Here is a 12,760-nt window from a genome sequence, read left to right as displayed (position 1 = left end):
AGCCCCTTCACAGCCCCTGGGCGAGGCGGTAGTACACCTGGTTCCACCGGACCTGGTCGCGGAACCCGCGGCGCGTGGTGCTCTCGTCGATGACGAGCAGCTCGGTCCCCGCGATGTCGGCGAAGATCTCGAACGCCTCGATGCCGGCGGCGGTCGACATCACCGTGTGGTGGGCGCCGCCCGCGGTGAGCCACGCCTCGGCGGACGTCGCGAAGTCGGGGCGGGGCTCCCAGACGGCGCGCGCCACGGGCAGGTGCGGCAGCGGCGCCGTCGGTGCGACGACGTCCACGACGTTGGCCGTGAGCCGGAAGCGGTCGCGCATGTCGGCCAGGGAGACGACGACGCCCACGCCCGGGTCGGCGTCGAACACCATGCGGACCGGGTCCTCCTTGCCGCCGATGCCGAGCGGGTGGATCTCGACGCGGGGCTTGGACGTCGTCAGCGACGGGCAGATCTCCAGCATGTGCGCGCCGAGGATCCTCTCGCTGCCGGGAGTGAGGTCGTAGGTGTAGTCCTCCATGAGCGAGGCGCCGCCGGGCAGGCCCTCGCCCATGACCTTCGCCGCCCGGACGAGCACGGCGGTCTTCCAGTCGCCCTCGGCGCCGAACCCGTAGCCCTTGGACATGAGGCGCTGCACGGCGATGCCGGGGAGCTGGCGCAGGTCGCCGAGGTCCTCGAAGTTCGTCGTGAACGCCTTGGCGCCGACCGACTCGAGGAACGTCTCGAGCGCGATCTCCTGACGGGCCGCGTACCGCAGCGACTCGTGCCGGTCGCCGTCCTTGCGCAGCTCGGGGACGACGTCGTAGAGGCCCTCGTACTCGGCGACGAGCGCGTCGACGTCGGCCTCGGAGACCTCGTCCACGGCGCGCACGAGGTCGTTGACGCCCCACGTGTTCACGCTCACACCGAACCGCAGCTCGGCCTCCGTCTTGTCGCCCTCGGTGACCGCGACGTTGCGCATGTTGTCGCCGAACCGGGCCAGGCGCAGCTCGTGCGTCGCGGCCCACCCCGCCGCGGCGCGCACCCAGGCGCCCACGCGAGCGGTGACCGCGGGGTTCGACACGTGCCCGACGACGGTCGTGCGCGCCACCCCGAGCCGCGTCGCGATGTACGCGTACTCGCGGTCGCCGTGCGCGGCCTGGTTGAGGTTCATGAAGTCGAAGTCGATCGAGTCCCACGGCAGCTCGACGTTCGCCTGCGTGTGCAGGTGCAGGAGCGGCTTGCGGAGCTGGTCGAGACCCGTGATCCACATCTTCGCGGGGCTGAACGTGTGCATCCACGTCACGACGCCGAGCACGCGGTCGTCCGCGTTCGCGTCGAGCATCGCGCGGCGGATCGAGACGGCGTCCTTGAGCACCGGCTTCCAGACGACGTTCGCCGGGACGTCGGACGACGCGTCGAGGGCTCGCGCGACCTCCTGCGACTGCTCGGCGACCTGCCGCAGCGTCTCCTCGCCGTACAGGTCCTGGCTGCCGGTGAGGAACCAGATCTCGCGGTCCGCGTAGGGCTTGCTCATCGTTCGTCCACATTTCTCGTGTCGGTGGGAGCGGTCCTCGCGTCGGTGCGGGACCGCCGTGCTGCTGGTCGTGCGGGGTGCGCCTCCCGGCGCCGGGGTCGGTGCTCGCCGTCGGGTTCAGGGCCGGGTGTCGGCGGCCTGCTGCCCGTAGACGTTCTGGTAGCGCGCGTACAGGGAGTCGACGTCGGACTGCGCGATGCGCGTCGGCTCGCCGAGCTGGCGGCTGACGTGCACGGTCCGGGCGACCTCCTCGCACATGACGGCCGCCTTGACGGCCGAGCGCGCGTCCGTGCCGATCGTGAAGGGGCCGTGGTTGCGCATGAGGACCGCCGGGCTGCGCGACCCGCGGAGCGTCTCGACGATCCCACGGCCGATCGAGTCGTCGCCGATGAGCGCGAACGGGCCGACGGGGATGTCGCCGCCGAACTCGTCGGCCATCATCGTCAGGACGCACGGCACGGGCTCGGCACGCGCTGCCCACGCGGTCGCGTAGGTCGAGTGCGTGTGCACGACGCCGCCCACCTCGGGCATGTGCCGGTACACGTACGCGTGCGCGGCCGTGTCGGACGACGGGGACCGGTCGCCCTCGACGAGTGCCCCGTCGAGGTCGCACACGACCATCGCGTCGGGCGTGATGTCGTCGTACGCGACGCCCGACGGCTTGATGACGAGCAGGTCGCCCGAGCCGTCGGGGCGCGAGGCGTCGCGGACGCGCTCGGACACGTTGCCCGCCGTCCAGACGACGAGCTCCCAGCGCGGCAGCTCGGCGTGCAGCGCGGCGACGCGCTCCTTGGCCGCGTCCACGGCGCCGCGCAGGTGCGCGGGTACCGCGACGACGGCGGTCGGTACGGGAGCGGGCGACGTGGCCGGGGTGGGCGTGCTCATGCGGGAACCTCTCCCTCGTGGTGGGCGGGCAGGGCCGCCACGGCGGCGCGCTCGACGTCGAGGCCCGCGGCGTACCGCTCCAGGTAGGCGGCGAAGCCCGCGACGTCGGCGGGGTCGGGGTCGACCGTGTCGATCTCCGCGGTCGCGAACACGTGCTCGCGCAGGTACGCGCCGAGGTCGGCATCCACCGGCACGGTGTCCGTCGCCGCGGCTCGCGCCCGGGCGAAGTCGGCGAGGACCGCGATGCCCCACGCGCCCCCTTCTCCCGCGGTGCGCCCCACGCTCACGGGGGTGCCGGTCGCCGCGGCGAGGAGCCGCTGCGCGACGCCCTCCGTGCGGAACATCCCGCCGTGCGCGAACATCCCGTCGATCCCGACGCCCTCGCCCGCCAGGACCCGCAGGCCGAGCGCGAGGGTCCCGAACGCGCCGTAGACCTGGGTCCGCGCGAAGTTCGCGAGGGTCAGGCGGCTGCCGGGGGTCCGGACGAACAGCGGCCGCCCCTCGTCGAGCCCCGTGATGGGCTCGCCGGCCAGGTAGTTGTAGGCGAGGAGCCCGCCGCCGTCCGCGTCGCCGTCGAGCGCGGCGCGGAACAGCGCGCCGAACACGCCGTCGGAGGACGCGTCGCCACCGGTCGCGGCCGCGAGCTCGCCGAGCAGCCCGGCCCACGCGTCGAGCTCGCTCGCGCCGTTGTTGCAGTGGACCATCGCGACGAGGTCGCCCGCGGGCGTCGTCACGAGGTCGAGCTCGTGGTGCACGCTCGCGAGCGGGCGCTCGAGCACGACCATGGCGAAGATGCTGGTGCCCGCGCTGACGTTGCCCGTGCGGGGCGCGACGGCGTTCGTCGCGACCATGCCCGTGCCCGCGTCGCCCTCGGGCGGGCAGAGCAGCACGCCCGGCTGCAGCGTGCCGGTGGGGTCGAGCCACGCGGCGCCTTCGGCGGTGAGCCTCCCGGCCTCCTGGCCCGCGACAAGCACCTCGGGCAGGAGCTCGGTGAGCTTCGGTGCCGCCCGGCGCGTCGCGACGCGCTCGTCGAACAGGTCGACGATGCGGGCGTCGTAGCCGCGCGTGGCCGGGTCGACGGGGAACATGCCCGACGCGTCACCGACGCCGAGCACGTGCCGGCCCGTGAGCCGACGGTGCACGTAGCCGGCGAGGGTCGTCAGGGACGCGACGCGCGAGACGTGCGGCTCGTCGTCGAGGATCGCCTGGTACCAGTGCGCGACGGACCAGCGAAGGGGGATGTTGTGCCCGAGCAGCTCCGAGAGCTCGGCCGCCGCTGGACCGGTCGAGGTGTTGCGCCAGGTCCGGAACGGGACGAGCAGCTCCCCGTCGTCGTCGAACGCGAGGTACCCGTGCATCATCGCGGAGACCCCGAGCGCGCCGAACGTGGTGGGGCGCACGCCGTACCGCTCCTCGACGTCCGCCACGAGCCGGGCGTAGCAGTCCCGCAACCCCGCCTCGACGGCGTCGAGCGAGTACGTCCACACGCTGTCGTCGAGCCGGTTCTCCCACGCGTGGCTGCCGCTCGCGAGCGGCGTCCCGTCCGGCCCGACGAGGCACGCCTTGATCCGCGTCGAGCCGAGCTCGATCCCGAGCGCGGTCTCCCCCGCCACGACGGCCGCCCTGAGGGTGCCGACGTCGTCCTGCTGCACCATTGCTGCTTCTCCTCGTCGCGGCGTCGCGCCTCGGTCGTTACCTCGGTCCACCGGGCCACGCTGACCCGTATCGTAAATGTTAGCGCTCACACGCCCTCCGGCCAACCACCTCCGTCGATCCGGGCCGACGGTCGCGGCGGGCCGCGGGTCAGCGCGGGGTCGTCGTGCTCTCGCGCAGCACGAGCTCGGGCGGGATCGAGACCGGACGCACCTGCGCGCCCGCGAACGCGTCGAGCATGAGCGCCATGCAGCGCCGCCCGAGCGTCCCGAACGGCTGGCGGACCGTCGTCAGGGGCGGGATGAAGTGCCCGGCGCCCGCGACGTCGTCGAACCCCACGACGGACACGTCCCGCGGCACGCGCACTCCCGACTCCCAGAACGCCCGCAGCAGGCCGAGCGCGAGCTGGTCGTTGCCCGCGAAGACGGCCGTCGGACCCTTGCCCCCACGCAGGTCGGCCGCGAGCTCGCGCCCGACGGCGTACCCACGGTCCGAGGACCAGTCCCCCCGGATCGGCTCGGTGACCGGCGCACCCTGGTCCTCCAGCGCCTGGCGCCAGCCCGTCTCGCGCTCGCGCGCGTCGAACCAGTCGAGCGGGCCGCTCAGGTGCACGACCGTCGCGTGCCCGAGCCCCAGCAGGTGCTCCGTGGCGAGGCGCGCGCCGAGGCGCTGGTCGACCGCGATCGGCAGCACGCCGCCCGCCACGCCCGGGCGGCCCGCGTCGGTGCCGTGCGCGTCTCCCGCACCACCGTCGGGCTCCTCGCCCGGGTGGTCGCGCGCCGCGATCATGATCACCGGGACGGGGGCGCGGAACGAGTCGACGGCCGCCGCGACGTCCGTCTGCGGCGCGATGACGACGATGCCCTCGACGCTCTGGTCCATGAAGTGCTCGAGCACGCGGTGCATCGTGTCCGCGTCGTAGCGACGGATCGTGGCGACGCTGACGAAGTACCCCTGCTCCCGCGCGGCCTCCTCGACCGCGATGAGCGTCGACGTGGGCCCGTACAGGGCCGACCCGGTCGTCACGACGCCGATCGTCCCGGAGCGCATCGTCACCAGGGCGCGTGCCGCGCTGTTGCGCCGGTAGCCGAGCGTCGCGATGGCGTCGAGGACCCGGTCGCGCGTCTCGGGCCGCACGCTCGGGTGGTCGTTGAGCACGCGCGAGACCGTCTGGTGGGAGACGCCGGCGAGCCGCGCGACGTCGGACATCGCGGGCGGGCGCGTGCGCGGGGAGGGCCCGACGACGTCGCTCATCGCGCGTCCTTCCCGGCACCGTCGGCCGGGGTCGCCGCGAGCGCCGCGGCGAGCTCGACGGACCGGTCGCGCGCGGCCTCGAGCGCGTCGAGGAACGCCGCACGCACACCGCCGGCGTCGAGGCGGCGCAGCGCGGCGACCGTCGTGCCGCCGGGCGAGGAGACCTTCTCGCGCGCGATAGCGGGGTGCTCCCCGGTCTCGCGCAGCATGGTCGCGGCGCCGTGCACGGTCGCGGTCGCGAGCTCGAGCGCGGTCGCGCGCGTGAGGCCGAGCAGGACGCCCGCCTCGGCGAGCGCGTCGATCACGTAGAACACGTACGCGGGCCCCGAGCCCGAGAGCGCGCCGACGGCGTCCTGGTCCTTCTCCGCGACGCGCACCACGAGGCCCGTCGCGGCGAGCAGACGCTCGACGAGCGCGACGTCGTCGTCGCTCGCGGCGCTCCCCCCGCTGACCGCACTCACCCCGGCACCGACGACGGAGGGCGTGTTCGGCATGACCCGCACGACCGCCGTACCCGTGGGCAGCCGCTCCTCGTAGAAGGCCGTCGGCAGCCCGACGACGACGCTCACGACCACCGTCCCTGCGCCCACCGCGTCGCGCACCTCCGCGAGGAGACCCGCGACGTCCTTGGGCTTGACCGCCACCACGACGACGCCCGCGCCGCGCACCGCCTCGACGTTGTCCTGCGTCACGCCGACGCCGTGCCGCGAGACGAGCTCCTCGCCCCGCTCCGGCCGGCGGACCGTGGCGACGACGTCGCCGGGCTCCCACCCGGACGCGAGCGCGCCGGCCAGGACGGTCTCCCCCATGACGCCCGTGCCGAGCACGGCGAGCCTGGGCACGGTCGGCGGAGTGGGCAGGTCGGACATGGACGATCAGCTCCCGGTGGTCGGTGAGGGCATTCTTGCGCACCCGACGCCGACGTGCGGACGAGCCGGCGCGGGAGGAGGCCCGGGCCGGAGGGCGGCGACGCCCGTCAGGGCGGGTCAGAGGGGATAGGCGGCGTACACGTCCTCGACGTCGTCGGCGGGGCCGGTCGCCTGGAGGACGGCGGTGCCGTTGCGCCACGTGACCGTCGCCTGTCCGTCGGCGCCCGGGCTGACGGCGTACTGGCCTGCGGTCTCGCCGTCCACCTCGACGTCGCCCGAGCCCGTGGGCTCTCCCGCCGCGGCGACGAGGTCCGCCGCGGCGACCTCGGCCTCCGCGGGCGTGGCCCACTGGCCCGCGACGACGGTGACGGTCGTCGCGTCGTCCCCCGCGCCGTCGGCGTAGACGAGCTGGTGCGCCTCGAGTGCGCCCGCACCCGACCACGCGTCGGTCACGGACTCGCTGCGCAGCACGAGGTCGAGCACGGTGTCCGGGAGCGCCTGGGCGAACGCGGTCGTGCCCGTGCGCGCGGCGGGTTCCAGGGTGGGGCTCGGGGCCTCGGCCGTCACCGTGACCGTCGGGGCCGGATCCTGGCCAGTCCCTGCCGCTGCCCCGGAGCGGGCGAACCCCGGCCAGACCCAGGCGGCGAACGCCAGGAGGAGCACGACGACGAGCAGCAGCGCGACCACGGCGACGAGGCGGCGCCGGCGGTAGACCGCGGCGGACGTGGGGCGCGTGTGGCGGCGGTCGCTCGCGCCGACGGCGTCGGAGGGCCGCGGCGCTGCAGTGCGGGGAGGGCCGCCCGGTGACGCGCCCCGCGTGCCGACGCCGCGGCCTGGCGCCGCACCCCGGCCGGGGTCGCCGTTCGTCGGCTGACTCATCGCCGCACCTCCGCTTGCTCGAGACCGCACCTCCGGACCGCCGGTCACGGGGACAGCGTAGGTCCCGCGCGGGCCCCGTCAGGCGCCGTGGCGCGGGGTGTCGTGCACCGGCCGACCGGGTTCACCCGGTGACCGCGCGGGGCGCGTCGCACCGGTGCGACGCCGCGGCTAGCCGTCGGCGCCCCGGTCGGGCTTCGGCCGACCGACCCGGGCGCGTGCCCGGGCCGTCGTGACCGACACGAGCACGCCCACGACGACGAGGTCGAGCACGATCTGCACCATGGTCACCACCCGCGCGGCCTCGCCGACGGGGTGGACGTCGCCGAAGCCGACCGTCCCGAGCGTGACGACCGAGAAGTACAGCGCGTCCGTCCGGTTCTCGATGCCGACGAACTGGTCCGCGAGGGTGAAGTACACGATCGCGAAGAGCGTCACCAGGGGCAGGAGCAGCCCGACGACGGACTGGACCCGCACGCTCGGCACCTCGCCGGCGCGCAGCTGGCGGCGGATCTGGTGGGCGAGCACGAAGCACAGCAGCGCGAGCGCCGCCCCGAGCAGGACGAACTGGAGCGCCGCGGGCTGGCTGTCGCGCGGCAGGGGCACCGTGTAGTAGATGCCGAGGCACGCGACCATCGAGGCGGCGGTGAGGATCACGGTCCACCATGGGCTGTCTTTCGGGAGCCGGCGCACGGACCCAGGATCGACCCTGCGCGCCCGTCCGCGCGGGAGGCGGCGCCGCGTCGCACCTCGTGTCGCCCTGTCGGTGCACCCGGCTACGTTGGCCACGTGACGTCGTCGACCACCACCGCCCGTTCCGGCAGCGGGGCCAAGCGCTCCCGCCCGGCGTACCGCTGCAGCGAGTGCGGCTGGACCACCGCCAAGTGGGTGGGGCGGTGCGGGGAGTGCCAGGAGTGGGGCACGGTGACCGAGGACGCTCCTGCGGCCTCCGGCCCGCGCACCACGGCCGTCTCCCCCACCCGGTCGCCCGCGCGGCCGATCGGCGAGATCGACGTCGAGGCGGCGCGCGCGACCCCGACGGGCGTCTCGGAGTTCGACCGGGTGCTCGGCGGCGGGATCGTGCCGGGCGCCGTCGTGCTGCTCGCCGGCGAGCCCGGCGTCGGCAAGTCGACGCTCCTGCTCGCCGTCGCGAGCAACGTCGCGGCGGGTGGCTCCGACCTGCCGACCGTGCGGCCGCCGGGGGAGCGCGCCCCGTCCGCCTCCGAACGTCCGACGCCGGTCCCACGTCGTGTCCTGTACGTCACGGGCGAGGAGTCGGCCGGGCAGGTGCGGCTGCGTGCCGAGCGGGTCGGCGCGCTCGCGCCGGGGCTCCTGCTCGCGGCCGAGACCGACCTCGCGACCGTCCTCGGCCACATCGAGGCGACCGACCCCGACCTCCTCGTCGTCGACTCGGTGCAGACGATCGCGTCCGCCCAGGTCGAGGGCGCGCCAGGCGGGGTGAGCCAGGTGCGCGAGGTCGCGGCGTCGCTCATCGCGGCAGCCAAGGCGCGCGACCTGCCCGTCGTCCTCGTCGGGCACGTCACCAAGGACGGCTCCGTCGCCGGTCCCCGCACGCTCGAGCACCTCGTCGACGTCGTGTGCCAGTTCGAGGGCGACCGGCACTCACGCCTGCGCCTGGTGCGCGCCGTGAAGAACCGCTACGGCCCGACGGACGAGGTCGGCTGCTTCGACCTCACCGAGAACGGCATCGTCGGGCTCGCCGACCCGAGCGGGCTGTTCCTCTCGCACACCGGGGCCGGGGTGCCGGGCACGTGCGTCACCGTGACCCTCGAAGGACGACGCCCGCTCGCTCTCGAGATCCAGTCGCTCGTCGTGCCGAGCTCGCTCACGAACCCGCGCCGCACCACGAGCGGCGTCGACTCCAGCCGCCTCGCCATGATCCTCGCCGTGATGCACCGGCACGCCGGCGTCCGGCTCGTCGACCAGGACGTGTACGCGTCGACCGTCGGCGGGGCGAAGGTGACCGAGCCGGCGGCCGACCTGTCCGTCGCGCTCGCCGTCCTCTCCGCACGGGAGGACGAGGCCCTGCCGGCGGGGACGGTCGCGTTCGGCGAGGTCGGGCTCGCGGGAGACATCCGCCCCGTGACCGGGCTCGACCGCCGCCTCGCCGAGGCAGCGCGCCTCGGCTTCACGCGCGCCGTCGTGCCGCGCGGCTCCTTCCCGCGCCCCGTCGAAGGCATGACGATCCTGCCGGCACGGCACCTCGGCGAGGCGGTCGAGCTGGCCCGGACCTGACCGGGCTCCGCGAGTCCCGCAGCAACGGCCCCGGGTCGCCGTCCCGATGAGTTCTCGTGCGGCGACTGGTCAGGGGTGGTGTCATCGGCTGCACCAAGCAGATCGACCAGCGCTTCGACACGAGGAGACCTCATGACGCAGTACCTGCTGTCCCTGCCGCACGACACGGACGAGTCACCCACCCTGGAGACGATGGACCCCGCAGAGGCTCAGGCAGCGATGGCCGCGGCGGGCGCGTTCATCGAGGAGCTCATGGCGTCCGGGTCGTTCCTCTTCGCAGGCGGGCTGCACCCGCCCGCGACCGCCGTCACGGTCGACAACACCGGGGACACCCTTGTGCGGGAGGACGGCCCCTTCGTCGAGGCCCCTGAGTACCTGGGCGGCTTCTGGGTGATCGAGGCGAGCGACCAGGACGCCGCGGTCGAGTGGGCCGCGAAGGCGTCCAAGGCCTTGTCGAGCCGGGTCGAGGTCCGTGCCCTGCAGGACGCTCCCGCCGAGTAGCGGGGGGCCGGCACCGGCGCCGACCACAGTTCAACGCCGTCGTCGAGACGAACGAGCGCGCCGTCCGGCTCTGGCGGTCCCTCAGGTTCGACGTCATCGCCACCGTGCCCGAGGCCTTCGACCACCCGACCCGCGGCCTCGTCGGGCTGCACGTCATGTACCGACGCCTCTGAGCACTCGCCGCGAGCGGCGGTGACGGCCGGCCGAGACCGGATCGTGACCGGTTTCTGCGACGCCGCCGCGCCGTGCGCAGGCCGGCACGGCCCTGACGCGTAGGATTCCTCCGTGGCCAACTCCCCCGCGCACCCTGACGAGTTGCTCCGGGAGACCCTTGCCGCCGTGGCGCCGGGCACCGCGCTGCGCGACGGTCTCGAGCGGATCCTTCGCGGCCGTACCGGCGCGCTCATCGTGCTCGGGCTGGACAAGGTCGTCGAAGAGATGTGCTCCGGCGGGTTCGTGCTCGACGTGGGCTTCTCCGCGACCCGGCTGCGCGAGCTGTCGAAGATGGACGGCGCCGTCGTGCTCGACCGTGAGGCGAACCGCATCCTGCGCGCCGCGGTCCAGCTCCTGCCCGACCCGACGATCGAGACGACCGAGTCCGGCACCCGCCACCGCACCGCGGAGCGCGTCGCCAAGCAGTGCGGGTTCCCCGTCATCTCCGTGAGCCAGTCGATGCGGATCGTCGCGCTGTACGTCGGCGGCCAGCGGCACGTCCTCGAGGACTCCGACACCATCCTGTCCCGCGCCAACCAGGCCCTCGCCACCCTCGAGCGCTACCGCGCCCGCCTCGACGAGGTGTCCGGCACGCTGTCCGCGCTCGAGATCGAGGACCTCGTCACCGTGCGCGACGTGTGCGCCGTCGTCCAGCGCCTCGAGATGGTCGCTCGCATCTCCGAGGAGATCGCCGGGTACGTCATCGAGCTCGGGACCGACGGACGCCTCCTCGCCCTCCAGCTCGACGAGCTCATCGGCGGCATCGGCTCCGACCGGGAGTTCGTCATCCGTGACTACGTCGACCTCGGCCGCAGGGACCGTTCGCTCGCGGACGTGCAGAAGTCGCTCGGCGGCCTCGACTCGACCCAGCTCCTCGACCTCGGCCAGATCGGCCGCGTGCTCGACCTGCCGGGCGGCGGCGACGCGCTCGACGCCGCGGTCGCCCCGCACGGCTACCGCCTGCTCTCGAAGGTCCCGCGCCTGCCCGCGACGATCATCGACCGGCTCGTCGCGCACTTCGGCGGGCTGCAGAAGCTCCTCGCCGCCAGCATCGACGACCTGATGACGGTCGACGGCGTCGGCGAGCAGCGAGCCCGCGCCGTGCGTGAAGGGCTGTCCCGCCTCGCCGAGTCCAGCATCCTCGAACGCTACGTCTGACCCGCTGACCGCCTGACCGACGACCCGCACGGAGGGGGACCGTGGACCACGTCGACGAGTGGTCGGCACTGGCCGACGCCTGGGCGCGCTGGTGGGCGCCCGCCGCCGCACCGGCGCAGCACGCGATCCTCGACGCAGCTTGTGTCGGTCCGGCGTCGCGCGTCCTCGACGTCGGGTGCGGCACGGGCGAGCTCGTCGCCGCGGCCGTGGCCCGCGGCGCAGACGTCGCCGGGTGCGACGCCGCCGTCGGGATGATCGAGGCCGCGCGCGAGCGCAGCCCCGAGGCCGACCTGCGCGTCGCCCAGGCCGAGCACCTTCCCTGGCCCGACGACGCGTTCGACCTCGTGACGCTCGTCAACGCCCTCGCGTTCACCGACACCGCCAAGACGCTCAGCGAGTGCCGCCGCGTCGGCCGCCTGGTCGCCGTCGCGAGCTGGGCCGAGGACGACCTCAACGACGTCACCGTGCTCGAACGCGTCGTCGCGGGCGAGGACTACGAGCCGAGCGGCCCGAGCCGCGAGGAGGGCTACCTGAGCGCCCTGCTCGCCGAGCACGGGTTCTCGGTCGTGTCCGATCAGCTCGCCGAGGCGCCCATGGTGCTCGACGACGCCGACGCGCTCGTCGCCGCGGTGATGTTCGGCGAGTCCCCGGAGCTCCAGGCCGAGCTCCGGCCCGACGTCCTCGCCGCGGCGCGCCGGTTTCGCCAGGCAGACGGCACCTACGTCCTGCGCAACGCCTTCCGCTGGGCCCTCGCGACCCGTTGAGCCTCCGGCTCAACCCGTCGGAGCGGTCTCCGCGGGCGGTGCCGTCTCCGTCGGCGCGGGCGGCGCCGTCTCCGTCGGCGCGGGCGGCGACGTCTCCGTCGGCGCGGGGGGCGGAGGCTCGAGGAGCGTGAACGTGGCGGGTGCGCTCGTCGCGCCCTCGATCCCGGCGATGCTCAGCACGACCGTGTACGTGCCGGGGCCGACCTCGGCCTGGTCGGGCGCGCAGCCCTCGACCGACCGGCGCCGGTCCCAGCGCACGATCGTCTGGGGGTCCTCGTCACCCGTGCTCATGAGCAGCAGACGGTCGGTCGAACCGCAGTGCGCCGACGACCAGACGAGCTCGTCGCCCGCGTAGACGAGGACCTGGCGTCCGGCGTCGGACCCGTCGACGAGGCACGGCCGGCCGCCGACGTGCCGGACCGACACCGAGAGCTGGACGATGCGGCCGGGCTCGTACTCCGTCGCGCTGGGCGTCACGCCGAGCTCGAGGGACGACGCCGCGCAGTCCTGCGGCGGTCCCGCCTCCTCGGGCGTGGGAGGCGCCGACTTGCCCTCCTGCGGCGCCTCCTCGCCGGCCAGCATGGGCTGGACGGCGCGCACGACGACCTGCCCGAGCAGCACCAGGCCGACGACCAGCCCCACCAGGAGGAGGAGGGCGACGACGCGGCGTCGGACCAGGACGGCGCGCGTGGGCGGCGGGGCGCTCGGCCTCGCTGTGGTCCGCGCAGCGGCGCGGTCCGTCCGCGGCGTGCTCACGGGTCCTCCGACGTGGCAGGTGGATGGTCGCCACCACGCTAGCGGTCGCCCGCCAGGAC

General features: G+C 74.5%; 12 protein-coding genes. 4 read left to right on the top strand and 8 right to left on the bottom strand.

The window, feature by feature from the left end:
• Positions 1–7 precede the first annotated feature (7 nt).
• The 7 genes from araA to ACMXGY_RS05090 all read right to left on the bottom strand — a co-directional run bounded on the left by araA (position 8) and on the right by ACMXGY_RS05090 (position 7,710).
• Positions 8–1,516: an L-arabinose isomerase gene (gene araA, locus ACMXGY_RS05120; protein WP_483775808.1), complete on the bottom strand. Its 1,509-nt coding sequence runs from the start codon at positions 1,514–1,516 to the stop codon at positions 8–10.
• 117 nt (positions 1,517–1,633) lie between these two features.
• The gene (locus ACMXGY_RS05115) at positions 1,634–2,401 is read right to left on the bottom strand and encodes an L-ribulose-5-phosphate 4-epimerase (protein ID WP_483775807.1); all 768 of its coding nucleotides are present in this window, start codon (positions 2,399–2,401) and stop codon (positions 1,634–1,636) included.
• A complete protein-coding gene (locus ACMXGY_RS05110; protein ID WP_483775806.1) occupies positions 2,398–4,056 on the bottom strand; it encodes a xylulokinase in 1,659 nt (552 codons plus the stop codon). Before ACMXGY_RS05110 ends, ACMXGY_RS05115 begins: the two co-directional genes overlap by 4 nt.
• Positions 4,057–4,204: 148 nt before the next feature.
• Entirely contained in the window at positions 4,205–5,308 is a 1,104-nt protein-coding gene (locus tag ACMXGY_RS05105) for a LacI family DNA-binding transcriptional regulator (protein ID WP_483775805.1), read from the bottom strand.
• Positions 5,305–6,177 (bottom strand): pyrroline-5-carboxylate reductase, encoded by an 873-nt coding sequence (gene proC, locus ACMXGY_RS05100; protein WP_483775804.1) that lies wholly within the window; start codon positions 6,175–6,177, stop codon positions 5,305–5,307. Before proC ends, ACMXGY_RS05105 begins: the two co-directional genes overlap by 4 nt.
• Before the next feature lie 117 nt (positions 6,178–6,294).
• On the bottom strand, positions 6,295–7,056 hold the full coding sequence (locus ACMXGY_RS05095; protein ID WP_483775803.1) for a hypothetical protein: 762 nt from the start codon (positions 7,054–7,056) through the stop codon (positions 6,295–6,297).
• A 168-nt stretch (positions 7,057–7,224) separates the two neighbouring features.
• A complete protein-coding gene (locus ACMXGY_RS05090; protein ID WP_483775802.1) occupies positions 7,225–7,710 on the bottom strand; it encodes a potassium channel family protein in 486 nt (161 codons plus the stop codon).
• Positions 7,711–7,842: 132 nt separating this feature from the next.
• Between ACMXGY_RS05090 and ACMXGY_RS05085 the strand changes: the two genes are divergently transcribed.
• The 4 genes from ACMXGY_RS05085 to ACMXGY_RS05070 all read left to right on the top strand — a co-directional run bounded on the left by ACMXGY_RS05085 (position 7,843) and on the right by ACMXGY_RS05070 (position 11,945).
• Positions 7,843–9,309 carry a DNA repair protein RadA gene (locus ACMXGY_RS05085; protein WP_483775801.1) on the top strand — a complete coding sequence of 489 codons (1,467 nt, stop codon included), beginning with the start codon at positions 7,843–7,845 and terminating at the stop codon, positions 9,307–9,309.
• 132 nt (positions 9,310–9,441) lie between these two features.
• Entirely contained in the window at positions 9,442–9,810 is a 369-nt protein-coding gene (locus ACMXGY_RS05080; RefSeq protein ID WP_483775800.1) for a YciI family protein, read from the top strand.
• 285 nt (positions 9,811–10,095) lie between these two features.
• A complete protein-coding gene (gene disA, locus ACMXGY_RS05075; protein WP_483775799.1) occupies positions 10,096–11,181 on the top strand; it encodes a DNA integrity scanning diadenylate cyclase DisA in 1,086 nt (361 codons plus the stop codon).
• A 41-nt stretch (positions 11,182–11,222) separates the two neighbouring features.
• Complete coding sequence (locus ACMXGY_RS05070) at positions 11,223–11,945, top strand: class I SAM-dependent methyltransferase (protein ID WP_483775798.1); 723 nt, start codon at positions 11,223–11,225, stop codon at positions 11,943–11,945.
• A 9-nt stretch (positions 11,946–11,954) separates the two neighbouring features.
• Here the strand turns inward: ACMXGY_RS05070 and ACMXGY_RS05065 are convergent, their stop codons facing one another.
• Positions 11,955–12,701, bottom strand: a complete 747-nt coding sequence (locus ACMXGY_RS05065; protein ID WP_483775797.1) for a hypothetical protein — start codon at positions 12,699–12,701, stop codon at positions 11,955–11,957.
• Positions 12,702–12,760: the final 59 nt, after the last annotated feature.

It is taken from the genome of Cellulosimicrobium sp. G4 BAM 1002, assembly GCF_057126935.1.
This window is presented reverse-complemented; position numbering and strand designations above follow the sequence as displayed.